24 protein-coding genes are annotated in these 26,511 nt (G+C 69.8%); 8 read left to right on the plus strand and 16 right to left on the minus strand.

Annotated features, from left to right (window positions below):
* Positions 1-52: 52 nt before the first annotated feature.
* Positions 53-505 carry an autoinducer binding domain-containing protein gene (locus FG154_RS09380; protein ID WP_246100195.1) on the minus strand — a complete coding sequence of 151 codons (453 nt, stop codon included), beginning with the start codon at positions 503-505 and terminating at the stop codon, positions 53-55.
* A 176-nt stretch (positions 506-681) separates the two neighbouring features.
* Between FG154_RS09380 and FG154_RS09385 the strand changes: the two genes are divergently transcribed.
* The 6 genes from FG154_RS09385 (at position 682) to FG154_RS09410 (ending at position 7,261) form a co-directional block, all read left to right on the plus strand.
* Positions 682-1,161, plus strand: coding sequence for an autoinducer binding domain-containing protein (locus FG154_RS09385; RefSeq protein WP_246100197.1), 480 nt, complete (start codon positions 682-684; stop codon positions 1,159-1,161).
* Positions 1,162-1,346: 185 nt separating this feature from the next.
* Positions 1,347-2,117 (plus strand): phosphatase PAP2 family protein, encoded by a 771-nt coding sequence (locus FG154_RS09390; protein ID WP_145106946.1) that lies wholly within the window; start codon positions 1,347-1,349, stop codon positions 2,115-2,117.
* A 47-nt stretch (positions 2,118-2,164) separates the two neighbouring features.
* Entirely contained in the window at positions 2,165-3,139 is a 975-nt protein-coding gene (locus FG154_RS09395) for a cytochrome c oxidase subunit II (protein WP_145106949.1), read from the plus strand.
* On the plus strand, positions 3,136-5,709 hold the full coding sequence (gene ctaD / locus FG154_RS09400) for a cytochrome c oxidase subunit I (RefSeq protein WP_145106951.1): 2,574 nt from the start codon (positions 3,136-3,138) through the stop codon (positions 5,707-5,709). Before FG154_RS09395 ends, ctaD begins: the two co-directional genes overlap by 4 nt.
* A 9-nt stretch (positions 5,710-5,718) precedes the next feature.
* A complete protein-coding gene (locus tag FG154_RS09405) occupies positions 5,719-6,126 on the plus strand; it encodes a hypothetical protein (protein ID WP_145106954.1) in 408 nt (135 codons plus the stop codon).
* Between the two features lie 25 nt (positions 6,127-6,151).
* Positions 6,152-7,261, plus strand: a complete 1,110-nt coding sequence (locus FG154_RS09410; protein WP_145106956.1) for a c-type cytochrome — start codon at positions 6,152-6,154, stop codon at positions 7,259-7,261.
* Positions 7,262-7,264: 3 nt separating this feature from the next.
* On the opposite strand, the gene FG154_RS09415 is transcribed toward FG154_RS09410, so the two are convergent.
* The 15 genes from FG154_RS09415 to FG154_RS09485 form a co-directional block, all read right to left on the minus strand.
* Complete coding sequence (locus tag FG154_RS09415) at positions 7,265-7,627, minus strand: DUF4112 domain-containing protein (protein ID WP_145106959.1); 363 nt, start codon at positions 7,625-7,627, stop codon at positions 7,265-7,267.
* Positions 7,624-9,075: a phospholipase D-like domain-containing protein gene (locus FG154_RS09420; protein WP_145106962.1), complete on the minus strand. Its 1,452-nt coding sequence runs from the start codon at positions 9,073-9,075 to the stop codon at positions 7,624-7,626. The genes FG154_RS09415 and FG154_RS09420 overlap by 4 nt, the downstream gene beginning before the upstream one ends.
* Positions 9,076-9,144: 69 nt before the next feature.
* Positions 9,145-10,488 (minus strand): NADH-quinone oxidoreductase subunit N, encoded by a 1,344-nt coding sequence (locus FG154_RS09425; protein WP_145106965.1) that lies wholly within the window; start codon positions 10,486-10,488, stop codon positions 9,145-9,147.
* Positions 10,488-11,936 (minus strand): complex I subunit 4 family protein, encoded by a 1,449-nt coding sequence (locus tag FG154_RS09430; protein WP_186312324.1) that lies wholly within the window; start codon positions 11,934-11,936, stop codon positions 10,488-10,490. Before FG154_RS09430 ends, FG154_RS09425 begins: the two co-directional genes overlap by 1 nt.
* The gene (locus FG154_RS09435; RefSeq protein WP_145106970.1) at positions 11,927-14,029 is read right to left on the minus strand and encodes an NADH-quinone oxidoreductase subunit 5 family protein; all 2,103 of its coding nucleotides are present in this window, start codon (positions 14,027-14,029) and stop codon (positions 11,927-11,929) included. The genes FG154_RS09430 and FG154_RS09435 overlap by 10 nt, the downstream gene beginning before the upstream one ends.
* Position 14,030: 1 nt before the next feature.
* Positions 14,031-14,339 carry an NADH-quinone oxidoreductase subunit NuoK gene (gene nuoK, locus FG154_RS09440; protein ID WP_145106972.1) on the minus strand — a complete coding sequence of 103 codons (309 nt, stop codon included), beginning with the start codon at positions 14,337-14,339 and terminating at the stop codon, positions 14,031-14,033.
* Entirely contained in the window at positions 14,336-14,830 is a 495-nt protein-coding gene (locus FG154_RS09445; RefSeq protein WP_145106975.1) for an NADH-quinone oxidoreductase subunit J family protein, read from the minus strand. Before FG154_RS09445 ends, nuoK begins: the two co-directional genes overlap by 4 nt.
* On the minus strand, positions 14,827-15,321 hold the full coding sequence (nuoI, locus tag FG154_RS09450; RefSeq protein WP_145106978.1) for an NADH-quinone oxidoreductase subunit NuoI: 495 nt from the start codon (positions 15,319-15,321) through the stop codon (positions 14,827-14,829). Before nuoI ends, FG154_RS09445 begins: the two co-directional genes overlap by 4 nt.
* Positions 15,318-16,274, minus strand: coding sequence for an NADH-quinone oxidoreductase subunit NuoH (gene nuoH / locus FG154_RS09455; protein ID WP_145106981.1), 957 nt, complete (start codon positions 16,272-16,274; stop codon positions 15,318-15,320). The genes nuoI and nuoH overlap by 4 nt, the downstream gene beginning before the upstream one ends.
* Positions 16,275-16,377: 103 nt before the next feature.
* Complete coding sequence (nuoG, locus tag FG154_RS09460) at positions 16,378-18,945, minus strand: NADH-quinone oxidoreductase subunit NuoG (protein WP_145106983.1); 2,568 nt, start codon at positions 18,943-18,945, stop codon at positions 16,378-16,380.
* On the minus strand, positions 18,942-20,192 hold the full coding sequence (locus tag FG154_RS09465) for a complex I 51 kDa subunit family protein (RefSeq protein ID WP_145106986.1): 1,251 nt from the start codon (positions 20,190-20,192) through the stop codon (positions 18,942-18,944). Before FG154_RS09465 ends, nuoG begins: the two co-directional genes overlap by 4 nt.
* Positions 20,189-20,662 (minus strand): NADH-quinone oxidoreductase subunit NuoE, encoded by a 474-nt coding sequence (gene nuoE / locus FG154_RS09470; RefSeq protein WP_011908714.1) that lies wholly within the window; start codon positions 20,660-20,662, stop codon positions 20,189-20,191. Before nuoE ends, FG154_RS09465 begins: the two co-directional genes overlap by 4 nt.
* Positions 20,659-22,401 carry an NADH-quinone oxidoreductase subunit C/D gene (gene nuoC, locus FG154_RS09475; RefSeq protein WP_145106989.1) on the minus strand — a complete coding sequence of 581 codons (1,743 nt, stop codon included), beginning with the start codon at positions 22,399-22,401 and terminating at the stop codon, positions 20,659-20,661. Before nuoC ends, nuoE begins: the two co-directional genes overlap by 4 nt.
* Entirely contained in the window at positions 22,398-23,015 is a 618-nt protein-coding gene (locus FG154_RS09480; RefSeq protein ID WP_145106992.1) for an NADH-quinone oxidoreductase subunit B, read from the minus strand. Before FG154_RS09480 ends, nuoC begins: the two co-directional genes overlap by 4 nt.
* Positions 23,012-23,398, minus strand: coding sequence for an NADH-quinone oxidoreductase subunit A (locus FG154_RS09485; RefSeq protein ID WP_011908711.1), 387 nt, complete (start codon positions 23,396-23,398; stop codon positions 23,012-23,014). Before FG154_RS09485 ends, FG154_RS09480 begins: the two co-directional genes overlap by 4 nt.
* Positions 23,399-23,781: 383 nt before the next feature.
* Here FG154_RS09485 and FG154_RS09490 point away from each other — a divergent pair, with 383 nt between their 5' ends.
* On the plus strand, positions 23,782-24,381 hold the full coding sequence (locus tag FG154_RS09490) for a TRAP transporter small permease subunit (protein WP_145106995.1): 600 nt from the start codon (positions 23,782-23,784) through the stop codon (positions 24,379-24,381).
* Positions 24,378-26,348: a TRAP transporter large permease gene (locus FG154_RS09495; RefSeq protein WP_145106997.1), complete on the plus strand. Its 1,971-nt coding sequence runs from the start codon at positions 24,378-24,380 to the stop codon at positions 26,346-26,348. Before FG154_RS09490 ends, FG154_RS09495 begins: the two co-directional genes overlap by 4 nt.
* Positions 26,349-26,511 lie beyond the last annotated feature (163 nt).

A 26,511-nucleotide genomic window follows, 5' to 3' on the forward strand; every position in this document is an offset into this window, starting at 1 on the left:
GACCTGAGCCTCCATGGTTATGCCCAAGTGTCCGGTCGAAACGGGGGCCAGTTCAGGCCTTGACCGCGCTTTCCGAGATGCCGAGCGCGTAGGCCATCTGCTTGTAGCGCATCCCCGTCGAGAGCATGCGGAGCACCTCGACCTGGCTCTCGGTCAGGGTCTGGGGCTCATTGACATGCAGCGCGGTCAGAAGCTCGCGCAGGTCGATGATCTCGGCATCGGTGAACTCGCGGTCGGCCCGCGCGAAGATGCCGAAGCTCTTCTTGGGCACAGCGCCCCGTCCGACGAGGCAGATGGTGGCGCCGTAGCGCATTCCATACTGCCTGTAGCGGGCCATGACGCCCAGCGGGTCGGGCAGGTCGATCGCGCTCCAGCGCAGGGCGCCGTGGTTGGTGAAGGTCCAGCGCATCAGCGGATCCTGAAGGGCGAGGCCGCGTGCGGTGTAGAGTTCGACAAATTGATCGGGAAAGGTGTTCAGCTCGTCTTCGGGAGAGTAGAATCCCAATCTGAGTGCGACATAGAATCCCGCTTGTGCGATCTGCAGGAACGCTCCCTTCATATCCGACAGATGCATAAGCTTGTGCTGTTCCATTGTAATCCGACAGACCGTAAAGTAGCAGTCGCGCGGCATGATGCCGTGCCTCTTTCTGATACACAACCTGCAGGCCGATACAAAGCATTGTGAACGTTCTTCGCGTGCGCGAACTTCTGAATGATGTGGCCGCTCACTCCGATTGGCACTTTGCCATCGGGGTCAGGATACGATTTGCGAATCCGACGCTTCTCTACCAGACCTACCCGCGCGAGTGGATCAACCTCTACGCCGACAAGGCCTTGATCTTCGTGGACCCCACCGTGCGGTGGGGGCTCGAGCATCCCGGCATCTGTCGCTGGAGCGATCTGGCTGGCACGGATGAGGCCGGAGTCATGGAGAAAGCTGCCGAATTCGGCCTGCGTTACGGTCTCGTCGTTTCGGTGGGCGAGGCGTCCGCCCGCACGCTCGGCTTCTTCTGCCGCGAGGATCGTGAGCTTGACGAGGACGAGGCGCAGTTCGCGCTGGCCCAGGTCCAGAAGCTGCATGACCTTACGGAAGGTATCACCAGCACGACCGAGGGCCAGTTGGCGGAACTTCGCAACTTGAACGCGAGCCTTCGGCGCTAACGATACCGCACGACGGGTGCGCGGCAATCTGCCGCGCACGGCCGTGGCGCCGTCCGCTTGATTCTCGACCTGAGACGCGGCCGCTGAGCACGCGGTCCGGGACGGGGTGCGCCGTTGGCGCAACGCCTCGCGTGCTTCGGGTGCGGCCGTCGGGAACCGGCGCGCAAGCGGCGACTTGACCCGCCATGACGAGAAGAAGAACACGCGCGGCGCGCGCACGCCTCGGTCGGTTCGGCGCCTGGATCGAGCGGCGAACGGTCACCCTGCTGCTGGCGGTGTTCGCGCTTGGGTGGGCCTTTGCCGAGCTTGCCGAACTTGCCTCGGGCGGAAAGGCTCATGCCTTTGACGAGACGCTCCTCCTGCTCATGCGCAATCCGGCGGATCCGGGCGATCCGCTGGGGCCGGCGTGGTTCGAGGAACTGGCCCGCGACGTGACGGCGCTCGGGGGTGTGGGGATCCTCGGGTTCGTCACCCTTGCCGTTGCGGGCTTCCTGGGTCTGGGCGGGCGGTGGCGGACCATGTGGTTCGTCCTGATCGCCACCGGCAGCGGCCAGCTGCTGAGCTTTGGCGCCAAGCGCCTGTTCGACCGCCCGCGCCCCGACCTCGTGCCGCACGAGACGGTCATCTACACCGCCAGCTTCCCGTCGGGGCACGCGATGATGGCCGCCGTCACCTACCTCACGCTGGCGGCCGTGCTGGCCCGCACGCAGCCGCTCCTCCGGGTCAAGGCCCATATCCTCGGCGTGGCGATCCTCCTCACGGTGATGATCGGCCTGAGTCGGGTCTATCTGGGCGTCCACTGGCCGACGGACGTGCTGGCGGGCTGGACGGGCGGCGCGGCCTGGGCGCTCGGCTGCCTGATGGTGGCGCGCTGGCTCCGGCGGCGGCGGATGATCGAGCCGGGCGAGCCGGGGAACGATCCGCCCCCGACGCACGTTTCCCCGCCCGAGCCGTGATGGCACCGCACGGCAGGGCGTGGCGGGGACGGCGCCGGGGAAGCGGGATGCGTCACGGACACCGGGCGGCGGTCGGTCTTCTGATCCTGTGCGGAGCGGGCGGCTGTCATGGGCCCCAGTCGGTCTTTTCGGCCGGCGGCGCCGACGCAATCGAGCTGAACCGGCTCTTCGCCGTGATGCTGGTGGGCGCCGTGATCCTCTGGCTCTCGCTGAACGGGCTCTTCTTCCATGTCACGCGCCGCCGCACCGGGCGCATGTCGCGCAAGCTGGCCGAGGCGGTCATCATCGGCGGCGGCATCCTGCTGCCGGTGGTGGTGCTGACCGCGCTGCTGGCCTGGGGGCTTTCGATCATGCCCGACCAGCGGGCGCCGGGCGAGGGGCTGCGGGTGCGCATCACCGGCGAGGAATGGTGGTGGCGGGTCGAGTATCTGCCCGACGGCGCGGCGGGGCCGGTGATCTCGGCCAACGAGCTGCGGCTTCCGGCCGGCCGGCGCACCGAGATCGAGCTGCGGGCCGGGCGCGTCATCCATTCCTTCTGGGTGCCGGGTCTCGGTGGCAAGACCGACATGATCCCGGGGCGGACCACGCGCATGTCGCTCGAGCCGGTGACGCCCGGCACCTACCGGGGCCAGTGCGCCGAGTTCTGCGGCGCCTCGCACGCGCTGATGGCGCTGAATGCGGTCGTGCTGGACGAGGGCGACTTCGCCCGCTGGCTCGAGGCCGAGGCGGCGCCGGCCCGGCCGGAGGAGGGCGAAGGCCGCGCCATTTTCTTCCGCGAGGGGTGCGGCGCCTGCCACACGATCCGCGGCACCCCGGCCGCCGGGGCCGTCGGCCCCGATCTCACCCATTTCGGCGGCCGCACCAGCCTCGCCGCGGGCATCCTGCCGATGGAGCGCGCGGCGCTGGTCTCCTGGATCGCCAACGCGGGCGCGATCAAGCCCGAGGCGCAGATGCCGGCCTTCGCACATCTGTCGAAGACAGATCTGGACCGGCTTGCCGGCTGGCTGGAGTCGCTGGAATGACGCGGTCCCACGCCAGCGACGCGCCGCTGCCCGAGGGACCGTTCCCGCCGACCGAGGCGATGCTCTCCGAACCCGTGCCTGCTGCCCTGGCCAAGGCGCAGGCCGATAGGTTGCGCAAGGTCTGGGCCTCGCCGAAGGGCTGGCGCTACCTGTCGGACGTGAACAACAGCGAGGTGGGCGTGTGGTACGCGCTGACCGCGCTGGCCTTCATGCTCTGCGCCGGGGTGCTTGCGCTGCTGATGCGGGTGCAACTCGCGGTGCCGGACAACGACTTCCTCTCGGCCGACCGGTTCAACCAGTTCTTCACCATGCACGGCTCGGCGATGATGTTTCTCTTTGCCGTGCCGATGTTCGAGGCGATCTCGATCATCCTGCTGCCCGCGCTGCTTGGCGCGCGCGACCTGCCGTTCCCGCGGCTCTCGGCCTATGGCTACTGGTGCTTCCTGATCGGCGGCGTCTTCGTGATGGGCTCGATCCTCTTCGACGCGGCGCCGAAGTCGGGCTGGTTCATGTATCCGCCGCTGGCCACGCAGGACGAGGGGCTGGGCTCGGACATCTGGCTGCTGGGGCTGTCCTTCATCGAGGTGGCCTCGATCGCCGCCGCGGTCGAACTGATCGTGGGCGTGCTGAAATGCCGCCCGCCGGGGATGCGGGTCAACCTCATGCCGCTTTATGCCTGGTATGTGCTGGTGGTGGGGGGCATGATCCTCTTTGCCTTCCCGCCGCTGATCGCGGGCGACCTGCTGTTCGAGATGGAGCGCGGCTTCGACTGGCCCTTCTTCGACCCCGAGCGGGGGGGCGATCCGCTGCTCTGGCAGCACCTGTTCTGGATCTTCGGCCACCCCGAGGTCTATATCATCTTCCTGCCCTCGATCGCGCTGGCGGCCATGATCGTGCCGACCGCGGCGCGCCAGCCCATCGTGGGCTACTCCTGGATCGTGCTCTCGGCGGTGGGGACGGGCTTTCTCAGCTTCGGCCTGTGGGTGCATCACATGTTCACCACCGGCCTGCCCGCCCTGTCGCTGGGGTTCTTCTCGGCCGCCTCCGAGGCGGTGGTGATCCCGACCGGGATCCAGCTCTTTGCCTTCGTGGCGACGCTGATGGTGGGCCGGGTGACGATGATCCTGCCGATGCTCTGGATCGCGGGCGGGCTTGCCGTCTTCACGGCCGGCGGGCTCACCGGCGTCATGGTGGCCATCGCCCCCTTCGACTGGCAGGTGCACGACACCTATTTCATCGTGGCCCACCTGCATTACACGCTCTTTGGCGGCATGGTCTTTCCGATCATTGCGGGGGTCTATTACTTCTATCCCGTCATCACCAGGAAGGCCCTGTCCGAGCGGCTGGGGCGCTGGTCCTTCTGGCTGCTGTTCACCGGCTTCAACGTGACCTTCCTGCCCATGCACCTGACCGGGCTGAAGGGGATGCCGCGGCGGGTCTTCACCTACCCGGGACATGTGGGCTGGGACTGGCTGAACCTCATCTCGACGGTGGGCGCCTTCGTGATGGCGGCGGGCCTCCTCGTCTTCGTGGTGGACCTGCTGCGCCTCAAGCGGACGAAGATCGCCGAACGGAATCCCTGGGGGGCTGGGACGCTCGAATGGTCGCATGATCTTGAGAACGAGAGCTGGGGCGTGCGCTCCATCCCTCATGTCGAGACGCGCTACCCGATCTGGCAGCAGCCGAAGCTGGTCGAGCGGATGGATGCGGGCCGCTTCTACCTGCCCGACGCCGAGACGATGCAGCGCGAGACGCTGGTGACGTCGGTGATCGACGGGCGCCCGCTTCAGCTCTTGCGGATCGGCGGGCCGACCTGGAAGACGCTCTGGGCCGCGCTCTTCACCGGCGGCGCCTTCATCTTCCCGACCTTCTCCTGGTACGGCCCCGCGATCGTCAGCGCGGCGCTTGCGGTGGCCATGGTGCTCTGGTGGCTCTGGACCGGGACGGCCGAGATCCCCGAGAAGGAGATGGCCGACGTGGGCCTGGGCCTGAGCCTGCCGATCTATGTCTCGGGCTCCGGGGCGGTCGGCTGGTGGGCGGTCTGGATCACCATGCTGGGCGACAGCACGGCCTTTGCGAGCCTCGTCTTCGGGGTGTTCTTCTACTGGACAGCCAGCGCCGACTATCCACCCGCGGGCGCGGCGCACGCCGACTGGCGGCTGGGGCTGGTCGCGCTGGGGCTTGGCCTTGCCGCCTGGGCCCTGACGCTGGCCGCACGCGAGGCGAACCGCCGCCGTCGCACCGGCCTTGCACGCGCCTGTCTCGTGGCGGCACCTCTCTTCACGTTGGGGACGGGCGCGGCCCTGATCGGCGCGCCGTGGGTGGCCGGGCTCGAGCCGACCTCGCATGTCTATCCGGCCAGCATGTGGGTTCTGGTGGTCTGGACCGCCGCCCATCTGATCGCGGGCCTCCTGTTCCAGCTCTACGGGCTCGCCGGTCTGGTGTTCGGCCGGATCACGCCGCGCCATGACGCGCCTTTGTGGAACTCGGCCCTGTTCTGGCACTTCCTGGGGCTGACGGTGCTTGTCACCGTTGTGATGATCGCGGCCGTTCCGCGACTGCTCGGGTGAGGGACCGGCATGAGCGACGAGCCGAAGATCTCGCAGGAGAAGGAGTTCTCGGAGGAACGCGCCAGCCTCTGGAAGATCACCTTCGCGCCCACCATCTGGGCCGTGCATTTCGTGACCTGCTACGCGGCGGCGGCCGTCTTCTGCGCCAGGTTCCCCGGTGCGGAGGCGCAGGTTCACCTCTTGCGCTGGGGGATTGCCCTGCTGACGCTGGTGGCGCTGGCGGGCATCGTCCTCGTGGGGATCAGCGCCTGGCGGCAGTGGGATTTCCTCGACGACTACGATTACGCCCATGCGGGCGGCAACAGCGAGGACCGGCACGAGTTTCTCGGCCACGCGGCCTTCCTGCTCGCGATCGTCGCATTTGTGGGCACGGTCTATACCGCGCTTCCCGCGCTCTTCTCGGGGACCTGCCGATGATGGCCCGTTGGGTGGAGAGTCTTGCATGAGGCCGCTTCCGCTTCTTGGCGGCCTGGCCGTGCTGGCGGCCCTCGCGGGCTCGGCGGTCGTTTTCCTCGGGCTCTTCGACACGTCGGCCCGCAAGGGGCACTGGCCGGGCATCTCGTGGGTGCTGCACACGACCTTCCGCACTTCGGTCGAGCGGCACGCCCCTCCGCCCGAGGACGTGCCCGACCTCACCGATGCGATGGCGCGCCTTGGTGCGCGCCACTACGATTCCGCCTGTCGCGTCTGCCATGGCGCGCCGGGGGTGCGTCAGGGGGCGACCGTGCGCGCGATGCTGCCCGCGCCGCCGCCCATCGCCCAGGCGGTGCGAGGCTGGCGTCCGAACGAGCTGGGCTGGATCGTCCGCGAGGGGGTGAAGATGTCGGGCATGCCCGGCTGGCCCTCGGCCCGCAACGACGAGGTCTGGGCGGTCGTGGCCTTCCTCACCCGCGTGCGGGGCATGAGGGCCGAGCAATATGCCGCCCTCGTGGGTCCGGCCACGGCCGAGGGCCCACCGGGCTTTGGCTATTGCGCGGGCTGCCACGGCATCGACGGCATCTCGGGCAACGAGCAGATCCCGAGGCTGGATATCCAGACGCCCGATTACCTCGAGATGGCCTTGCTGACCTACCGCGACGGGCGCCGCCAGAGCGGCTACATGCGCCACGCGGCCAGCGCCGTGCCCGCCGAGACGCTGCGCCCGCTGGCGCGACGGTTCGGCCGGTCGTCAGCGCAGCCGGGCGCGACCGAAGGCGATGCGGCGGGGAAGGCCGCCGGCTCGGGCGCGGCAGGGGCGCCGGAAGATCCGGTCGAAGAAGGCCACAGGCTGGCGTTCGCCCTCGACCGCCGACGCGACATTCCGGCCTGCCAGTCCTGCCACGGACCACAGGCCGAGCGGCGGCGCGCCGACACGCCCTCGCTCGCCGGCCAGTATCGCGGCTATCTTGAGACGCAACTCATCCTGTGGCGCGAGGGACTGCGCGGCGGCGGCCCGCGCGCGGAGCTGATGTCCGAGGCGGCGCGCCGGTTGAGCGATGAGCAGATCGCGGCGCTCGCGACCTATTACGCCTCGCTGGCGCCCGAGGTGCCGGCGGCCGGCGGCGCCGACTGAGCGTCAGGAGGGGCGGGGACCGCGCCCCTGTTCCTCGAGATGGCGGCGCAGGAGCGCCATGTTGCGCAGGTTCGACTTGAAGGCCACGTCGAAGATGGTGCCCAGCACCGGGACGCTGCCGCCGACGAAATCGATTCCCGTGTTCGCCGCCATGCGCAGGATGACCGGGGTGGGCACACCCAGTTGCCGGGCGCGCCAGATCAGCCAGGCGCCGGGAACAAGAGTGACCGCGTCGCCCAGACCCGGCACGATGCTCGCGATCCCGTCCCAGCCGAAGCGGATGCCGAAGAGCCGGAACCGCGCGTCAAGAAGCCGCGCGAGCGAATCCAGCCTGCGGATCTCGCGGTCGAAGTCCTGCCGGGTCATGTGGCTCTCCGCAAACGGGTCCAGCCGCTGCGCCCCCGCCAGAATCGCGAGACGCGCTCGGGGTCGAGCATCTCGTTGTCGGCGATCAGGTTGCCCCCGATCGCCCCCAGCTCCGGCGGTTCGAAGGGGCGGAGCGACCGGCCCGGCCCCCGCAGCGATTCGATGGCGGCGATCAGAGAGCCCTTGGCCCTCAGCACCGCCTGAAAGGTCTCGCGCGGAACGCCCAGATGCTCGGCGATCAGATCGTCGCGCAGGGCGGCGATCCGCTCCTGCAGCCCGATCTCTCCGGCCGCCGCCTCCACCGACAGGTCGCATTCCGTGTCAAAACCCATCGACCGGTTGTTGAGGTTCGACGACCCGACCTTGAGCAACCTCTCGTCCATCGCCAGCACCTTGGCATGGACATAGATCGGCTGGCCCTGAACCGTCACCGGGTGGTAGATGCGGAAGCGGTCGTAGCGGTCGGCCTCGGCGATCATGCCCAGCAGCTTGGCGCGCGAGGCGCCCATCACCGTCTCTTCGAGCCAGCCGTTCGCGGTCAGCGGATTGACGATCACGATCTCCGGCCCGTCCTCCTCGCGCAGGCGCGCGGCGATGGCCTCGGCGATGCGGCGTGCGGCGAAATACTGGCTTTCGATGTAAAGCGTGCGCTCGGCGCGGCCGATGATCTCGAGGTAGAGCTTCTCGATCTCGTGCACGCCCGGCCGCTCGCCATAGTCGGGCAGCGTGCGCGAGATGCCGACCTCGGCCCCTTCCAGCAGCGGCTCGAGCCCGTCGAGCCAGCGGGTCTCGCAGGCCGGGGGCGGCTCGAGCCGCTCGCCCGTGGCCTGTTCCCAGCGGTTGCGCGTGATCTCGCCCAGCGCCGCCGCCGCGGGGCCGTTCACCGCCGTCGTCACGTCATGCCAGGGGCCATAGTGGCGCCGCGTGGTGGGCCGGCGGCGGCGCGGCTCCTGGTCGAGATGGTCCCGCGTGTCCCACCGGTCGGCGGTCATGTCGATCCCGCCGCAGAAGGCCAGCACATCGTCGATCACGACGATCTTCTGGTGATGCACCGAGGCAAGCGGGTGGGCGCCGTCGAGCCGGAAATGCATCCGCTTGTCGCTGAGCCAGTTGAGCACGAAGAGGGGCGTCGATCCGCGCCCGAGCGCCTTGACCGTGCCGAGATCCCATTTCAGCACGCGGATCTCCAGCTCGGGCCGGTGGCGGACCACCCAGTTCAGGAACCGGCCCAGCGTGTCGGGCGCCTTGCCGCGCGGTCCCCTCGGGTCGAGCCGGATGCGCGCGTCGAAATCCCAGGCGACCATGATGACCGAGTGCTTCGCCTCTAGGATCGCCTGCTTGACGCGGGCGAAATAGTCGGCCGCGTCGATGATCACGGCCAGACGGTCCGCGCGCTCGATCCGCCAGCAGGTTTCGCCGGGCCGGAGGATGGGGCGGTGCTCGTTCATGGCAAGGGGCTCTCCTGAAGTCCCCTCTCCAATGAGCGGCGCCCGTCCACGGTTCCTGCCGGCCGTCTTTCAGCGCAGTGCCACCCCGATCGGGTCGAGCAGCAGGTCGGGCCGGATCCCCAGGATCAGGATGATGGCCGTGGCGGTGCCAAGAAGCATCCTCTCGGGCCAGCGGAGGGTCGGATCGGCCGGGTCGGGTGCGCGGCGGAAGATCAGGGCCACGAAGCGCAGGTAGTAGTAGGCGCCGAGCGCCGACCCGGCGATGGCGAGCGTCAGAAGGCCCCAGGCCCGGCCCTCGATCAGGGCGGTGATGATCACGTATTTCCCGAAGAAGCCGGCCGAGATCGGCAGGCCCGCCAGCGAGACCAGCGCGGCCGTCATGGCCGCACCCGCCAGCGGACGCCGCCACACGATCCCGCGCAGGTCGGCAATCCGCGTCTCGCGCCCGATCAGCGCGGCCACGCAGAGCGCGGCCAGCAGGGCCGGCGCATAGGTGACGATGTAGAAGAGGGCCGCCGCCGGGGCCGAGGCCGCCCCGGTGGCGAGCGCGGCCGCGATGTAGCCCGCATGGCCCACCGAGGAATAGCCGAGCATCCGCGCCACCCCGTCCTGGCGAAGCGCCGCGAGGTTGCCAAGCAGGATCGAGATGCCCGCGAAGGTGCCGAGCCCCAGCGCCCAGACCTGCGGCAGCCCCACCGCGTCGAGGCGGACAAGGGCCGTGACCACCGCCACCTTGGAGGCTGCACCCGCGAAGGCCGCAGCCGCCCCCGGCGCGCCGGTGAAGGCGTCGGGCGTCCACATGTGGAACGGCGCGAGCGCGAGCTTGAAGGCGAGCCCGGCCAGAAGCAGTGCCGCGGCGAAGGTGAGCAACGCCTCGGGGCGCCCCAGCGCCTCCAGCGCGAGCGACCCGGTCGCGGCATGGCCAAGCGCGAGCCCCATCAGCAGGGTCGCGGCCGCCGCCGCGCCGAGGATGAGGAACTTGTAGCCCGCCTCGAGCGCCGCCCGGTCGAGCGGCAGGACGAAGAGCGCCACGAGCGCGAGCGTGATCAGCTCGAGCCCGAGGAACAGGCTCGCCGCATGGACCGCCCCGGTCAGCACCACGCCTCCGAGCGTGGCGAGAAGGAGCAGGGCGGGCCCTTCCTTCGAGGGCCCTTCGGGGCGCAGGAAGGCGAGGCTGCCGAGGGCCGAGAGACAGACGACAAGCCCCGTCAGCCGGGACATGCGGTCATCGGCCAGCAGCACGGACAGGCCGTCGGGCGCGCCGAGCCGCAGGGCAAGGGCGACACTCGCCGCGACGAGCGCGAGGCCCGCGATCCAGCGCGCCAGCCCCGGCAGGCGCGGCGCGGCGAGCATCGCCGTCACCGCTCCGGCGCCAAGCAGGATCACGGGCAGAAGGGCGGCAAAGCTGGGCATCAGGGGACCGTCACCGGGACAAGGGCCGCCTCGACCGCGCCTTCGAGCGCACCCATCAGGAGTTGCGGCAGCATCCCGAACAGCAGCGTCGCCACCGCCAGCAGCACGATCGGCCCCATCTCGCGCAGCGTCAGATCCTCGAGCGCCTCGGTCCGGCGCGACTTGCCGAACACCACCCGCTTGAACAGCCGCGTCGCATAGACGACCGAGACCACCAGCGAGATCAGCGTGATCGAGGCGAAGATCCAGTTCACCTGGAACATGCCGGTGATGACCAGCGCCTCGCCAAGGAAGTTCGCCGTGCCCGGCATGGCGAGCGCGGCCGAGAAGAAGACCGCGAAGGCCGCGGCAAAGCGGGGCGCGTTCTGCTGCAGCCCGCCCAGCTCGCGCAGGTCGCGCGTGCCGGTCCGGTCATAGAGCGCGCCGATCAGCAGGAACAGCGCCGAGGCCGAGAAGGCATGGGCCACCATCTCGACCCCCGCGCCCATCAGCGAGAAATAGACCCCGCCGCAGATCCCCATCAGCACGATGCTCATGTGCGCGACCGAGGTGTAGGCCACCAGCCGCTTGGCGTCGGTCTGCCCGCAGGCCAGGAGCGCCCCGTAGATCGAGCCGAAGGCGCCGAGCGCAAGCCCGAAGGGGGCGAGCGTGGCGAACCCCTCGGGGAAGAGCATCGGCGGGAAGCGGAACAGCCCGTAGGCCCCGGTCTTGAGCAGAAGACCCGCAAGCAGGATCGAGCCCGCCGTGGGCGCCTGCGTGTGCGCATCCGGCAGCCACGCATGCAACGGCGGCACCGGCAGCTTCACGAGGAAGGCGGCCGCAAAGCCCAGCAGCAGCAGAACCTGCACGCCATGCGGGATCTGACGCTCGGCCACCTCGAAGGCGTCGAAGGTCACCGTCTCGCCGGTGGCCCCCAGATAGAAGACCGCCGCCAGCAGCCCGAGCCCCGCGACCGCGTTGAAGACGAGGAACTTCAGCGCAGCCGCCTCGCGGTCGCCGTGGCCCCAGACCGAGATCAGCAGGAACGAGGGGACCAGCATCAGCTCCCAGAAGAAGGCGAAGACGAGGAGGTCGAACGACAGGAACACGCCGTTGGAGGCCGCCACCGTCCAGAGGAGCGCCGCGTTCAGAAGGCCCGAATATTCGGTGATCTTCCAGGAGACGATGACCGAGACGATCCCCAGGGCCAGCGACACGACCAGCAGCGCGCCCGAGAGCCCGTCCATGGCCAGGATCACCTGCAGTCCCAGAGAGGGTGCCCAGTCGTAGCGCTCGATCGCGATCCAGCGGCCGTCTCCGTCCGAGAAGAAGCTCGAGATCAGGATCAGGAGCGCGAGCCCCAGGGCCGCGATCGCCACCCAGCGCTCGGCGTCCCGTCCCCAGCGCCCGGCGAAGAGCGCGGCGATCCCGCCGAAGAACGGCAGCAGGATGAGCGCGGTCAGTTCCATGTCGTACCCCATGCAATCACGAGAAGGGCGGCCGTCCCGAGGGCCGCGCCGAGCGCATAATCCCGGCTCCGCCCGGTCTGGATGGCGCAGACCAGCACCCAGAGCCGCACCAGCCGGTTGGCCAGACGCATCCAGAACCGGTCGAACCGGTCATGCGCCAGCCGCTCCACCAGCGCCTGCGTGCCCTGAAGCGCGAGGCTGACCGGAAATGTCCCCACCGGGTCCACCGTGCCGCCGCGATGGCCGTTCAGCCACCGGACGATGTTGACGAAGGGCCGCACGAAGAGCGCCTGATAGATCCCGTCCATCCGCGCGCCCCGGCTCAGCCAGCGCACGATCTGGACGTGGCGCAACTCAAGCTCGGCCTCGGCCCGCGCGCCGATGCGGTTGCCCGCGAGGAAGCGGACGAGCCGGACGTAGGGCTCGATCACCCAGCGCTGGAACTTGCGGTCGAGCCGGGTGGGCCGGCGCATGTCGCGCGCGCCTGCCACGGCCGCGGCGAGGGCGGGGACGAAGGTGATGGCAGCGGCCCCGGCCATGCCGACGAAGGGCGCCGCGGCGGCAACAAGCTCGGGCAGATGCGCGGGATGCGGCGCCTCGGCCCCGAGGAAGCGGATGATCGGCCCCACGATGATCCCGCCGAGCAGCGACCCCGCCGCGAGCAGCACGAGCGGCAGCGTGATGAAGCCGCTGCCCCAGCGCGGGCGGTAATGCAGGTCGAGCGCGACCGGATGGCCCCGCCGGGCGTGGCTGATGTGGGCGGGCTCGGGCTGGAGCGCCTCGAAGACCGGGCGGAAGGCGTAGATGGCGGTGCAGGTCGCCGTCAGCAGCGCCAGCACCCAGATCGCGATCCCGAAGGCGCCGCCCTCCCAGGCCGTGGCGAGGATGGCCTCCTTGGACCACCAGCCGGCGGTGACGATGGGCAGGCCCGCCAGCGAGGCCGCGCCCGCTACGTAGGCAAGGAAGCTGATCGGTCGGCGCCGCAGCGCCCCGCGCATCGCCTGCAGGCTGGTGCCGAGGTCGGACCCGTGGGTGATGTCGCCCGCCGCAAGGAACAGGAGCGACTTGAACATCGCATGCACGACGAAATGCGCGATCGCCACCTCGGGCGCGCCCAGTCCGATCGCCAGCACCATGAAGCCGATCTGGCTGATCGAGGAATAGGCCAGAAGCCGCTTCACGTCGGTCTGGAAGATCGCCGACAGCGCACCGAAGGCCGCCGTTCCCGCGCCGAAGATGGCCGCGATGGTCTGCACCGCCGGCTCGGACATGACGATGGGCGAGAAGCGCGCCAGCATGAAGGCGCCCGCGGCCACCATCGTGGCCGAATGCAGCAGCGCCGAGACCGGCGTCGGCCCCGCCATCGCCGAGGGCAGCCATGTGTGGAACGGCACCTGCGCCGACTTGCCGAGCGCGCCCGCAAGCAGCAGGAGCGCGATCACGACATGGCGCTCTTCGGTCATCATCGTCCCGGCCGGGATCAGCACGTCGAGCCGCACCGAATTGGCCTCGAGGAACAGCAGAAGCAGTCCCGCGAGCAGGAAGGCGTCGGCAAAGCGGGTGATGATGAAGGCCTTGCGGCCCGCGGCCACCGCCTGCGGCAGGCTGGTGTTGTAGGCGATGAGGAAGAAGGAGCAGAGCCCCATCAGTTCCCAGCCGAAGAAGAAGGTGATCGTGTCGCCCGCCAGCACCATCGTCAGCATGGCGGCGAGGAACAGGTTCATCAGCGCGAAGAAGCGGCGCAGGTCGGCGATGCGCGCGTCCGACATGTAGTCGATGGCATAGGTAATCACCAGCGCGCCGACCGCCGCGACCGTCAGGCCCACCAGCGTGCTCATTGGATCGAGCAGCAGCGCCAGCGCCACCTCGGACTGGCCGAAGACCAGCGTGAAGATCGGCATGACGCCGTAGCATTCCGTGCCCAGGCACAGGCCCAGCAACGGCAGCATGGCAAAGAAGGGCGCGATGCCCCCCAGCAGCGCCAGCGCCTGCACGGCCTTGCGGCGCAGGAAGAACGGATCGAGGCCGAGGATCAGGAAGACGGCCAGCGGCGGCGCCGGCACGAGCAGCAGGAGAAGATAGGGGCTCAGCATGTCAGTGCTTCAACCCCGTGATCGTGTCGCTGTCCTCGACATCCGCGCCGCGGCGCAGCGCCAGATAGAGCGCAAGCCCCAGCGCCACCTCGGCGGCCGCGAGGATGATGATGAAGACGAACATTGCCTGACCCTGCTGGCTGCCGTGAAAGGCCCCGCCGGCGAGGAAGGCCAGCGCCGGGCCCGCCAGCATCATCTCGAGCGAGATGAGCTGGAACAGGATCGCGCGCCGCGCCATCAGGCCGAAGAAGCCCGTGGCGAAGATGCCGCCTGACAGCGCGAGGAGGATCAGGAAGGTCGCGCCGCTCATGGCTCCTCCCTCCGCCGTCCGAGATGGCGCGCGCCCATCAGCGCCGCGAGCAGGAGGCCCGAGGCGACCTCGACCGCGACCGCCCAGGGACCGAAGAGGATGGCGCCGAGGCTCAGGCCGCTGTCCGGGGCGGCGGCGGGTGAGGTGCCCCCGGCCAGCAGGCCGAGCGCAAGCGGCAGCGCTACAAGCCCGACCGCCGCGGCCGGGCGGCGCCAGCCCTGCGCCAGCCGCGCCCGCTCGCGCGCCAGCGCCTCGGGCGAGGCGTCGGCCGTCATCACGACGAAGACGAAGACCGCGACGATGGCTCCGGCGTAGATCAGGATCTGGACGGCGCCGGCAAAGCCCGCTCCCACCGCGAAGAAGCAGCCCGCCAGCGACAGGAGCGCCGCCACCAGCCAGATCAGCGCATGCACGACCGAGGGCCGCGTCACCGCGAGGATCGCGCAGGCCAGCGCCACCGAGGCGCACCAGATGGCTGCGAGGTTGCTCATGGGCACAGATCCTTCGGATCGACGGGATCGCTGTCCTTGTCTGCGATGGCCTTGCCCGCCACGTCCCAGTAGCGGTAGCCGGGGTGCTTGCCCTCACCGGAAATGAGCAGGTCCTCCTTCTCGTACTGCAGGAAACCGCGCCGGTAATCGGCCAGCTCGACATCCGGCGTGAGCTGGATGGCCGAAGTCGGGCACGCCTCCTCGCAGTAGCCGCAGAAGATGCAGCGGGCGAAGTTGATGCGGAAACTCTCGGGATACCAGCGGCCGTCCGGCGTCTCGGCCTTGACCACGTCGATGCAATCGACCGGGCAGGCGGCGGCGCAGAGGTTGCAGGCCACGCAACGTTCCTGCCCGTCGGGGTCGCGCGTCAGCACGATCCGGCCGCGGGTGCGGGGCGCGAGCGGCAGCTTGACCTCGGGATATTCCACGGTCTTCGTGGGCGCGAAGACCATGCGCCCTACCCGAAGGATGCTGTCGAGGATACCCTTCATGCGCTCCTCCCCACGGCGATCCAGGCCGTCAGCAGAAGGTTCAGCAGCGCCAGCGGCAGCGCGACCTTCCATGCGAAGGCGATGAGCTGGTCGTAGCGCGGGCGCGGCAGGGCGGCGCGCAGCCAGACGAAGATCACCGCGATCGCCGCCACCTTCAGCCCGAACCAGATCGGCCCCGGCAGGATCGGCCCCGCCCAGCCGCCGAGGAAGAGCGTGGTGAAGAGCGCCGCCACCAGCAGGATCGCGATATATTCGCCGAGGAAGAAGAGCGCGAAGCTCATCCCCGAATATTCGGTCATGAAGCCCGCCACGAGGTCCTGCTCGGATTCCTGAAGGTCGAAGGGCAGGCGGTGAGCCGCCGCAAGGCCCGCGATGAAGAAGAGCCCGGCGCCGAGCGGCTGGAGCAGGATGAACCAGAGCCCGCCCTCCTGCGCCGCCACGATGTCGCCCATGCGGAAGCTGCCCGCGAGCAGCACGCAGCCCATGAGCGACAGGCCGAGAAAGCTTTCGTAGGCCAGCATCTGCGCCGCGGCCCTGAGGCCGCCCAGCATCGCATAGCGGTTGCGCGAGCCCCAGGCGCCCAGCACCAGCGCCCAGACGGTCAGGGCCAGCATCCCCATCACGAAGAGCACGCCCACATCGAGATCCGAGATGACAAGGCCGGGGCCGAAGGCCACCACGCCGAAGGCGGCCAGCATCGGCAGGGCCGCAAGGGCGGGGGCGAGCCGGTAGGCCGCGAGGTCGGCCCCGGCGGGCGGCGCGTCCTCCTTCGTGATCAGCTTCACCGTGTCGGCCACCCACTGCAGGAAGCCGAAGGGCCCGACCCGGTCGGGCCCCAGCCGTTCCTGCAGGAACCCCAGAAGGCGCCGCTCGCCCCAGGTGAAGACGCCCGCCGCGCCGAGCAGCCCCATCAGCAGGATGGCCGAGAACAGGAGGAGCAGCAGAACGCTCATGTCCGGTCCTCCGCCGCGAGGGGCTGGTGGCGCGAGGGCGTGCTGTATTGGCCGAGGGTTGCGGTCGGCCCGCGCCCTTGCAACGGATGCGTGGAACGTGCGGTCATGGCGCCATCTCCAGCGTGACGAAGTGGGCATGCCCCCGCGCGCCCGAGAGCGCCACATGCCCCCTCGGCACCGCCGGGTCCAGCGCCAGCGGCGCCGGTGCGGGCAGGCCATCCACCAGCAGGCGCACGCCCTCGGCCGCGCCGAGTGCCGCCGCATCCTCCGGGTGCAGCACAAGCCGCGGACCCGGCGCGCGTTCGGCAAGCGGCGGGCTTGCGCGGTCGGCGGCCGTCGCCGCAAAGGGATCGTGGAGGGGCAGGGTGCGGAAGCCCTCGCCCGGCAGGTCCTCGAGCGGCGTGCCCGGCCCGGTGCTGCCCGGCACGAGCAGCGCCACGCCCGGATCGCCGCCCCGCACCGGCCCGCCCACGCCTTCGGTGCCGACCCAGGCGCTGCTGGCCGAGTGGAGCCCCGGCCGCTCCGCACGGGTGCGCAGCGCCGGAGGGGCATCGAGCCCCTGTGCGCCCTCCATCGACCAGGCGAGCGCGGAGTCCGCATCAATGCGCGGCTGACCTTCCGGCACACGTCCTGCGAGATCGAAGGCGGTGCGCCCCGAGGCGCGCGCGGGCAGGCGCGCGACCGGCGCGGCCTCGGCCCCGGGGGCCGCCTCTCGCACCACGGCAAGGTCCGGGCAATCGTGCGCCAGCGCGGTGAGGATCTCGTCGAGCGTCGTCTCGGTGGCCCCGCACAGCGGCGCGAGGAGCCTCCAGGCCGGCACCAGATCCGACGGACGGCCGGTGAAGAACCGTTGCGCGCGCCCCTCGTGGTTGATGTAGGTGCCCGACGTCTCGGCCGGCGCCGTGACCGGCAGCATGAGGTCCGCCCGCGCCCCGAGCGGACCCTCGAGCCAGTCGAGCAGCATCACCTCGGTCGCGGCCGCCATCAGCCGCTCGACGATCTCGGCCGGGGCGCGGTCAGGCAGCGAGGCGTCGAGCAGGATGACGGGCCGCGGATCGGCTTCAAGCTCGGCCACCGCCCGTTCGAGCCCTGTGCCGCCCAGAAGGGCAAGGCCAAGACTGCCCGCCTCGGGCGGGAAGAGCGCGATCCGGGCGCGGGACCCCAGCGCCGCGGCCACCGCGGCGGCGGCTTCGGCGGGACCGGCGAGGCCGAGACCCGCCCCTGCGATCACCACGGGCGCCTCGGCCGCGGCCAGCGCCTCGGCCACCGCGCGCGCCTCGGGAGTGGCCTCCTCGCCCCGAAGGGCCGCGGCAACGGCCTGCCCGAAGGCGCCCACCTCGGCCGGCGTGCGGCGGAGCGGCCAGAGGGCCACCTCGTCGAGCGCGTCGGGCAGGGGCGTGACCAGCGCCACCGGCGACCGGCGGCCTTCGCCCGCAACCCGCACCGCGGCATCCATCCACTCCGGCACGCCCTTTTCGGCGGCAAGGCGCCGCTCGGCGCCCCGCGCGGCCTGCCGCAGGGCCAGCGCCGCGCGCGGCGCGGTTCCGGTCAGATCCTCGCCCAGAACGAGCACCGCATCGGCGCGCTCGATGTCGCGGATCGAGGCAACTCCCGCCGGCCCCTGCCGCAGGATCGCCGCCATCCGGGCCACCAGCGCCGCCTCGGCCGCGCTGCATCCGGCGAAGAACCGATCCTCGCCCACCAGCCTGCGCAGCGCGAAGTTGGTTTCCAGACAGGCGCGGGGCGAGCCGATCCCGACAGCCCCACGCGCGACGAGGGCGCGGGCGCCCGCGACGGCATCGCTCCAGAGGATCTCGGCGCCCTTCCGCGTCGGATGGGCCGGGCGTGCCGCCTCGGCCGCGAGCGCCCCGAACCGGCCCCGGTCGCAGAGGAACGAGCCGTTGATTGCCCTATGCGTCCGGTTCTGCACCTTGCGCAGCGTGCCGCCGCGCTCGAAGAGGGTGATGTTGCAGCCGATCGAGCAGTTCGCGCAGATCGAAGGCGTCTCGGCCATGTCCCAGGGCCGGGCATAGTGGCGCGACCACCAGCGGTCGTCGAAGACGCCGGTGGGGCAGACCTCGGCGAGATTGCCCGCAAAGGGGCTCTCGAGCGCGCCGGGCTCGGTCCGGCCGAACCAGACGCGGTCATGAGCGCCCAGCACCTCGAAATCGCGCCCGCCCGCATAGTCGCGGTAGAAGCGCAGGCAGCGGTAGCAGCCGATGCAGCGGTTCATTTCCTGCGTGAGGAAGGGCCCGTGATCCTGATTGCGGTGGGTGCGCTTGGGCACGTCGGCCCGGCGGCGGTGATGGCCCGAGGCCACCACCATGTCCTGCAGGTGGCAGGCGCCGCCCTCTTCGCAGACCGCGCAATCGTGGGGATGGTTCACCATCAGCCACTCGATGATCCGGGCGCGGAACCGTTCGGCCTCGGGGTCCATGACCTCGATCCGCTGGCCCTCGCGCACAGGCGTCATGCAGGCCATCTCGATCCGGCCCTCGGCGTCCTCGGGGCCGTCATGGACCCGCACCGCGCAGAGCCGGCAGGCGCCGACCGAGCCCAGATCGCCGTGCCAGCAGAAATGCGGGATCTCGATGCCCGCGGACAGGCAGGTGGTGAGCAGGTCCTTCGTGCCCTCCACCTCGAGCGGACGGCCGTTGACGGTGATCCTCATGCCCGCTCTCCTTCCGCCAGACGCGCCTCGAACTCGGCCGCGAACATCCTGAGCCCCGAGGCGAGCGGCGCCATCGCGCCCCCCATCAGGTCGCAGAAGCTGCGCCCGCGGGGTGCGGCCTCGGCGGCGGTCATCTGCAACAGCTCCAGATCCGCGCGGCGGCCCCGGCCTTCGGCGAAGCGCTCGAGGATCTTCGCCACCAGCGGCAGCCCCTCGCGGCAGGGGGTGCACCAGCCGCAGCTTTCGCGCGCGTAAAAGCGCATGTGCCGGGCGAGGAAGCCCACGGGGCAGGCCGTGCCGTCGAGCACGATCAGCATGCCCGTGCCGAACATCGAGCCCGCCCTGGCCACATGGCCGAAGTCGAGCGGCAGGTCGAGCTGGTCCGGGCCAAAGAAGCCGCTGGCGCCGCCGCCGGGCTGGAAGGCCCGGAGCTGTCCGTCGCCCGAGACGCCGCCCGCGCGCTCGATCAGCTCGCGCGCGGTGGTGCCCATCGGCGCCTCGAAGAGGCCCGGGCGCGTCACCCGGCCCGAGACGCCGTAGAGCTTCGTGCCGCCTTCCTCGGTGCGCGAGAGGGCGCGGAATCGCTGCGGCCCCAGCGACAGGATGTGGGGGACGAGCGAGATCGTCTCGACGTTGTTGACCGTGGTGGGCCGGCCCCAGAGGCCCGACTGCGCCGGAAAGGGCGGACGCTTGCGCGGCACGGCCCGGTGGCCTTCGAGCGCGGTGATCAGCGCGGTTTCCTCGCCCACGATGTAGCGTCCGGCCGAGGGGTGGACGCGGATCGTGAGGTCGCCCAGAAGGCCCGCGGTTCGCGCTTCGTGAATGGCGTGTTCCACCGCGGCGATGCCGGGTCGGTATTCGTCGCGAATCAGCACGATCGCTTCGTCGGCATGGGTGGCGCGGGCCGTGATGATCGCGCCTTCGATCACCTGATGCGGCATGGCCTCGAGCAGGAAGCGGTCCTTGAAGGCGCCGGGCTCCATCTCGTCGCCGTTCACGATCAGGTAGCTTGGGCCTTCACCGGGCGCGGTTCCCCGCTCGGGCATGAAGCGCCACTTGCGCCCCGCCGGAAAGCCTGCACCGCCGCGGCCGTTCAGATGCGCCGCCTCGACCATGTCGATGATCTCGGAGGGGGACATGCCCCGCGCGCGTTCCACGGCCTCATAGCCGCCGTCGGCGCGCCATTCGGCGAGCGTGTGCGGGCGGCGGTCGGGGCGGGCGCGGCCGGTCAGGGGCAGGTCGGTCACAATCCCTCCTCCAGCAGCGCCGCGACGCCCGCGGGCGAGAGCGGGCCCACGAGGCGCCGGTCGCGGCCCACCACGGCGGCGGGCGCTCGGTCGCAGCCGCCAAGGCAGGCCACGTTCAGAAGCGTGTAGCGCCCGTCGCGCGTGGTCTCGCCGAACCCGATGCCGAGGCGGCGCTTGAGTTCCTCGCGGACCTCCTCGGCGCCGTTCAGCCAGCAGGAGGCGCCGTCGCAGAGCAGGATCACCGTCTTCCCGACCGGATGGCGGAAGATCAGCGAGTAAAAGCTTGCCAGCGCTTCCATTTCCGCGCGGTGCACCCCGAGCGCGGACGCCGCTTCGGCCAGATGGCCATCCGAGACCCAGCCGTGTTCGTGCTGGATCAGCTTCAGCGCCTCGAGCATGGCGGCGCGGGGGCCGCCGTGCTCGTCCGAGGCGGCGCGGATGCGGGCGAGGAGATCGGGCGAGAGGCTCATCGGTCAACGTCCGACATGACGAAATCAATGCTGGCGATATGGGCCACGAGGTCGGCCACGGTCATGCCGGGCACGATCTTCGGGATCATCTGGAGATGGGCAAAGGAGGGCGTGCGGATCCGCGTCCGGTAGCTCTGCGTGCCGCCATCCGATACGATGGCATATTGCGTGAGCCCGCGGTGGCCCTCGATCTGGCCGGTGGCCTCGCCCGCGGGCACGACGGTGCCCCAGCTCGACTGCAGGAAGTGGGCGATCAGGGTCTCGATGTCCGTCTGCATTGCGCCGCGCGGGGGGGGCGTGGTCAGCGGATGGTCGGCCTTCACCGAACCTTCCGGCATGTTCTCAAGACATTGGCGGATGATCTTCAACGACTCTCTCATCTCGTCGGCGCGCACCCGCGTCCGGTCGAAGATGTCGCCGCGCTGGCCCAGCGGCACCTCGAAGTCGAACTGCTCATAGCCGCAATAGGGGCGCTGCTTGCGCAGATCCCAGTTGCAGCCGGTGGCGCGGAGGCCGGGGCCGGTGGTGCCCCATGTCAGGGCGGTGTCGGTGTCATAGGCGCCGACGCCCACGGTGCGCGCGCGGAAGAGTTCGGAGCGCAGCACCATCCGTTCATATTCGTCGAGCCGACCCGGCATCCAGTCGAGGAAGTCGCGCACCATCGCGTCCCAGCCCCTGGGCAGGTCCATCGCCACGCCGCCGATGCGGAAGAAGGCCGGATGCATCCGCGCGCCGGTGATGGCGTTCAGGATCTCGTGCCCCTTCTCGCGGTCGGTGAACATGTAGAAGACGGGCGACATGGCGCCCACGTCCTGCGCCATCGTGCCATAGAACAGCAGGTGGTTCATGATGCGGTAGAATTCGCAGAGCATGACCCGGATCATCTGCGCGCGGGGCGGCACCGCGATGCCGCAGAGACGCTCGACCGCCAGCAGATAGGGCAGTTCCGAGATCACGCCGCCAAGGTAGTCCACCCGGTCGCAATAGGGGATGAAGCCGTGCCAGGTCTGGCGCTCGGCCATCTTCTCGACGCCGCGGTGGTGGTAGCCGATGTCCGGCCAGGCCCAGACCACCTCTTCACCGTCCAGCCCGAGCAGAATCCGGAAAACACCATGCGTGGAGGGGTGATGCGGGCCGAAGTTGAGAACCATCAGCTCTTCGCCGTCGCGCAGCCCGGGCAGACCGAGCAGATCGGGATCGGTGATGGTGGCGCGCTCTTCCGCCTCAAAGAGACGGTCGGTCAGCACGAAGGGCGGCTTCTCGGTCGCCCGCGCGTAATGGGTCTTGAGCAGCGGATGCCCCTCCCATGTGGGTGGCATCAGCAGGCGGCGCGTCTCGCGGCCGAAGTCGAGGCCGAACATGTCGTGCGCCTCGCGCTCATACCAGTCGGCGTTGGCATAGACGCCGGCCACCGAGGGCGCGCGCCCGTCGGTCGCGAGCTTGAGACGCAGGTCGGCGTTGCGCTCAAGCGAGACGAGGTGAGAGCAGAGCGTGAGCCGCGAGGCGGGCTGACCCGCGCGGTGCTGCCGCTGGCTCTCATCGATCGCCCAGAGGTCGGCGAGCAACGGGAAGGGCGCGGAGATCTCCTCGCGCAGGAAGCGGTGGGCGGACTCCCAGGCCGGGGCGGCCAGCCACAGGACGGGAAAACCCTCGCCGGTCGCCTGTTCGGACAGGATGTCCGCGCCGAAGCGCGATCGCAGCGCCTGAAGCGCGTCCGCAATAACCTGATCGAAGCTCATGTCGACTCCGGATCGGCCAGACGGGTGACGGACATGCGCGCGTCGCGCAGCGCGTCGCGGCGCGGGACGGGATCGAAGGGCCGGGCGGGGCCGGTCTCGCCCATGCGGATCTGAAGGGGGCGCGCCTCGGTCGCGATCTTCGACTGCAGCAGCACCAGCGCCTCCATCAGCGCCTCGGGGCGCGGCGGGCAGCCGGGCACATAGACATCGACCGGCAGGAAGCTGTCCACGCCCTGCACCACGGAATAGATGTCATACATCCCGCCGGAATTGGCACAGGCGCCCATCGAGATCACCCAGCGCGGCTCTCGCATCTGCTGGTAGAGACGGTAGAGCGGCACGGCCATCTTGCGGAAGACGGTGCCCGACACGATCAGCAGGTCGGCCTGCCGCGGGGTCGAGCGGATGACCTCGGCCCCGAAGCGGGCCTGGTCATAGACCGGGGTCAGCGCCGTCGCCATCTCGACATAGCAGCAGGAGAGGCCGAAGTTGAAGGGCCAGAGGCTGTGCTTGCGCGACCAGGCCACGAGATCGTCGAGGCGCGTGAACAGGTGCGATGCAGCCATGCGGTCTTCCGGCGCCTCGGCGCCGGGCCGCCCGATCGTCCAGCTCATGCGCGGTCCTTCCGCGGCGCGGTCTCGAGCGCGCCCTCCATCCAGAGCCAGGCGAGGGCGGCAAGAAGCACGAGAATGAAGATGGTCGCCGCGATCAGCCCGGAGGTGCCGAGTTCGAGGGCCGAGACAGCCCAGGCGAAGAGGACGGCCACCTCCACGTCGAAGATCATGAAGAAGACGGCGATCAGGAAATATTGCGTGGCGACACGCCCGCGCAGCGGCCGGCCCGAGGGCGCCCCGCTTTCATAGGTTCCGAATCCGTCACGCGACGGCTCGCGCAGCGCGCCCGCCACCAGAAGGATCGCGGCCACCGTCACCGCAACGACCGCAAGGTGCAGCGCAAGGGCGGCCCGCGGGTCGAGGCTGTTCATCAGTTCGAGCATGTCGCTGCGTCCTTCCAAGCGGAAAGAAACCGGCAGGAGAACGTCTCCTGCGCTGTCTTGTCCGTCTGTATCATCCGCTGATTAACCATTCGTGTGAGGGTGGCGCCTTGATCTGCATCAGAATTTCTCAGATAGGTCCATGGACCGCGCCCGAAAGATGCGCGGCCTGCGCCAAGACGCCGCGCCCCGAATCGTCGGCGGCCCTGGCAGGTGTCCGCGCTGCCCAAGCCGTGGGCGCGGCTGACGGGCGGCGCGGTCCTGCGGCTTTCCGCAGGTCGGAAAGCCCGGCTGCGGGCGGTCCGCGCATTGACGCTTGAAGGTGCTTCGACATAGGTAGCCGCGGGAGCCGGCACTTTTCCACATTGACCGGGAGAGGGAGGAACATGGGAGGGCTACTCGGCCTGTCGCGGTTTATCGACCGCATGAACGAACTCATCGGTCGCGGGGTCTCGTGGCTGATCCTGATCGCGATCTTCATCAGCGCGGGGAACGCCACCGTCCGCAAGGTCCTGAACACCTCGTCCAACGCCTGGCTCGAGCTTCAATGGTATCTGTTCGGCGCGGCCTTCCTGTTTGCGGCGGCCTACACGCTGAAGCAGAACGAGCACATCCGCATCGACATCGTCTACGGGCTCTTCTCGCGGAAGGTGCAGCACTGGATCGACCTGTTCGGCCATCTGTTCTTCCTGATGCCCTTCGTGGTCCTGATGCTGATCTACCTCGGCCCCTACGTCGAGCGGTCCTGGAGGATCGGGGAAGTCTCGACCAACTCGGGCGGCCTGATCATCTGGCCGGCGAAGACGCTGCTTCTGATCGGCTTCTTCCTTCTCGCGCTTCAGGGCGTGTCGGAGATCATCAAGAAGATCGCGGTGATGCGGGGCATCATCCCGGATCCGACCCCCTTCGTCTCGGCCCATGAGGCGGCCGAGCGCGAGGGCGAACTGCTGGCCGGCGACGTGAAGCTGGGCGAGGTGAAGAAATGATGGAATTCATCGCGGTGAACATGGCGCCGATCATGTTCGCCTCGCTCGTCATGTTCCTGCTGCTGGGCTATCCGGTGGCCTTTGCGCTGGCGGCGAACGGGCTTCTGTTCTTCTTCATCGGGGTCGAGCTTGCGCCGCTGTCGGAAGGGACGATCACGCTGGGCTGGAACCTCCTTGGCACCATGCCGGACCGGTTCTGGGGGGTGCTGTCGAACGAGACGCTGCTGGCCATTCCCTTCTTCACCTTCATGGGGATCGTGCTCGAGCGATCGGGCATGGCCGAGGATCTGCTCGACACGATCGGGCAGCTCTTCGGGCCGATCCGGGGCGGGCTCGCCTATGCCGTGATCATCGTGGGGGCGCTGCTCGCGGCCACCACGGGGGTCGTTGCGGCCAGCGTGATCGCCATGGGTCTGATCTCGCTGCCGATCATGCTGCGCTATGGCTATGACCGGCGCATCGCCTCGGGGGTGATCGCCGCCTCGGGGACGCTGGCGCAGATCATCCCGCCGAGCCTCGTGCTGATCGTGCTGGCCGACCAGCTTGGCCGGTCGGTGGGCGACATGTACAAGGCGGCGCTGATCCCCGGCATGATCCTGACCGGCATCTACATGGGCTATGTGCTGGTCATGTCGATCCTGCGCCCGCAATCCATGCCGGCCCTGCCGCTCGAGGCGCGGACGCTCGGCTCGGGCGTGACCTCGCTGATCGTGGCGCTCGTCGTGGCGGTGGGGGTGGCCGTCGGCGCCCACTACTGGCTGGCCGAGAGCTACGGCGCCAAGAATGCCGACATCCTCGGGGCCGTGGCCGGGATCGTGGTGATCTACATCGCCGCCATCCTCGACCGGGCGGCGGGCGGCAAGCTCATGTCGCGGCTGGCCCAGCAGGTGATCATCGTGCTGATCCCGCCGCTGGCGCTGATCTTCCTCGTGCTTGGCACCATCTTCCTCGGCATCGCCACGCCGACCGAGGGCGGCGCGATGGGCGCGGTGGGCGCGCTTCTGCTCGCGGCGGTGAAAGGCCGGCTGAACCTCGGCGTCGTGACGCAGGCGCTGGCCTCGACCACGCGGCTCTCGTCCTTCGTCATGTTCATCCTGCTCGGCGCACGGATGTTCTCGCTGACCTTCTACGGCGTGAACGGTCATGTCTGGGTCGAGCATCTGCTGACCTCGCTTCCGGGCGGCGAGACCGGCTTCCTGATCGCGGTCTCGGTGCTGGTGTTCCTGCTGGCCTTCTTCCTCGACTTCTTCGAACTGGCCTTCATCATCGTGCCGCTGCTGGCACCGGCGGCCGAGGCGCTGGGGATCGACCTGATCTGGTTCGGGATCATCCTCGGCGTGAACATGCAGACCTCGTTCATGCACCCGCCGTTCGGCTTTGCGCTCTTCTACCTGCGATCGGTGGCGCCCCGGCAGACCTACACCGACCCGGTGACCAAGGCCCGCATGGCGCCGGTGACCACGGGGCAGATCTACTGGGGCGCGGTGCCGTTCGTCTGCATACAGATCGTGATGGTGGCGCTGGTGATCATGTTCCCGCAGATGGTCATGCACTACAAGGGAGCCCCGGTGGACACATCGAACGTGACCATCACGCTGCCGCAGATGCCGGGTCTCGGTGGCGGTCTGGGAGGCGGCCTCGGCGCGCCGGGTGGCCTGCCCGCTCCGGGGGCTGGTGGTCTCGGCACGCCACCGGGCCTTGCGCCGGCACCGGGAGGGCTGGGCGTGCCGCCGGGCCTTGCACCGCCGACCGCTCCGGCGCCCGGAGGGCTGGGGGTGCCGCCGGGCCTCGCGCCCCCGACGCCCACCGCTCCGACCCCGGCACCTGCCGCGCCGGCGCCGGGCGGGCTGGGCGTGCCGCCCGGTCTGGCTCCGCCCGCGACGGGTGGGGTCACGCCACCGGACGCAGGCTCTGGTCTGGCTCCGGGAGGGGTGCCTCCGGGCCTGGCTCCTCCGGCGCAGGACTGAGAACGGCGGGATGACAGAGGCGGCGGCACCGAAGGGTGCCGCCGTTTCCGTTCATGGAAGGGACGTCCGACGCAGCCGCTCCGTCCTGCCGTCGGTGCCCGAAAGGCCCAAGGAAAAGACCCCGGAGCCGAGGCTCCGGGGTCTCTTGTCTTGCGGGAGGTTC

The sequence above is a fragment of the Cereibacter sediminicola genome, assembly GCF_007668225.1.
Classification (GTDB): Bacteria; Pseudomonadota; Alphaproteobacteria; order Rhodobacterales; family Rhodobacteraceae; genus Cereibacter_A; species Cereibacter_A azotoformans.

Coding starts and splice junctions, on each gene's coding strand:
- FG154_RS09425 (WP_145106965.1), bottom strand. CDS start 10,488: ATGCCCAGCTTTGCCGCCCTTCTGCCCGTGATCCTGCTTGGCGCCGGA.
- FG154_RS09445 (WP_145106975.1), bottom strand. CDS start 14,830: ATGAGCAACCTCGCAGCCATCTGGTGCGCCTCGGTGGCGCTGGCCTGC.
- FG154_RS09495 (WP_145106997.1), top strand. CDS start 24,378: ATGATGGAATTCATCGCGGTGAACATGGCGCCGATCATGTTCGCCTCG.
- nuoH (WP_145106981.1), bottom strand. CDS start 16,274: ATGAGCGTTCTGCTGCTCCTCCTGTTCTCGGCCATCCTGCTGATGGGG.
- FG154_RS09435 (WP_145106970.1), bottom strand. CDS start 14,029: ATGCTGAGCCCCTATCTTCTCCTGCTGCTCGTGCCGGCGCCGCCGCTG.
- FG154_RS09405 (WP_145106954.1), top strand. CDS start 5,719: ATGAGCGACGAGCCGAAGATCTCGCAGGAGAAGGAGTTCTCGGAGGAA.
- FG154_RS09430 (WP_186312324.1), bottom strand. CDS start 11,936: ATGGAACTGACCGCGCTCATCCTGCTGCCGTTCTTCGGCGGGATCGCC.
- ctaD (WP_145106951.1), top strand. CDS start 3,136: ATGACGCGGTCCCACGCCAGCGACGCGCCGCTGCCCGAGGGACCGTTC.
- FG154_RS09480 (WP_145106992.1), bottom strand. CDS start 23,015: ATGAGCTGGACGATCGGGCGGCCCGGCGCCGAGGCGCCGGAAGACCGC.
- nuoG (WP_145106983.1), bottom strand. CDS start 18,945: ATGAGGATCACCGTCAACGGCCGTCCGCTCGAGGTGGAGGGCACGAAG.
- FG154_RS09420 (WP_145106962.1), bottom strand. CDS start 9,075: ATGAACGAGCACCGCCCCATCCTCCGGCCCGGCGAAACCTGCTGGCGG.
- FG154_RS09410 (WP_145106956.1), top strand. CDS start 6,152: ATGAGGCCGCTTCCGCTTCTTGGCGGCCTGGCCGTGCTGGCGGCCCTC.
- FG154_RS09415 (WP_145106959.1), bottom strand. CDS start 7,627: ATGACCCGGCAGGACTTCGACCGCGAGATCCGCAGGCTGGATTCGCTC.
- nuoE (WP_011908714.1), bottom strand. CDS start 20,662: ATGAGCCTCTCGCCCGATCTCCTCGCCCGCATCCGCGCCGCCTCGGAC.
- nuoI (WP_145106978.1), bottom strand. CDS start 15,321: ATGAAGGGTATCCTCGACAGCATCCTTCGGGTAGGGCGCATGGTCTTC.
- FG154_RS09395 (WP_145106949.1), top strand. CDS start 2,165: ATGCGTCACGGACACCGGGCGGCGGTCGGTCTTCTGATCCTGTGCGGA.
- FG154_RS09490 (WP_145106995.1), top strand. CDS start 23,782: ATGGGAGGGCTACTCGGCCTGTCGCGGTTTATCGACCGCATGAACGAA.
- nuoC (WP_145106989.1), bottom strand. CDS start 22,401: ATGAGCTTCGATCAGGTTATTGCGGACGCGCTTCAGGCGCTGCGATCG.
- FG154_RS09485 (WP_011908711.1), bottom strand. CDS start 23,398: ATGCTCGAACTGATGAACAGCCTCGACCCGCGGGCCGCCCTTGCGCTG.
- nuoK (WP_145106972.1), bottom strand. CDS start 14,339: ATGAGCGGCGCGACCTTCCTGATCCTCCTCGCGCTGTCAGGCGGCATC.
- FG154_RS09390 (WP_145106946.1), top strand. CDS start 1,347: ATGACGAGAAGAAGAACACGCGCGGCGCGCGCACGCCTCGGTCGGTTC.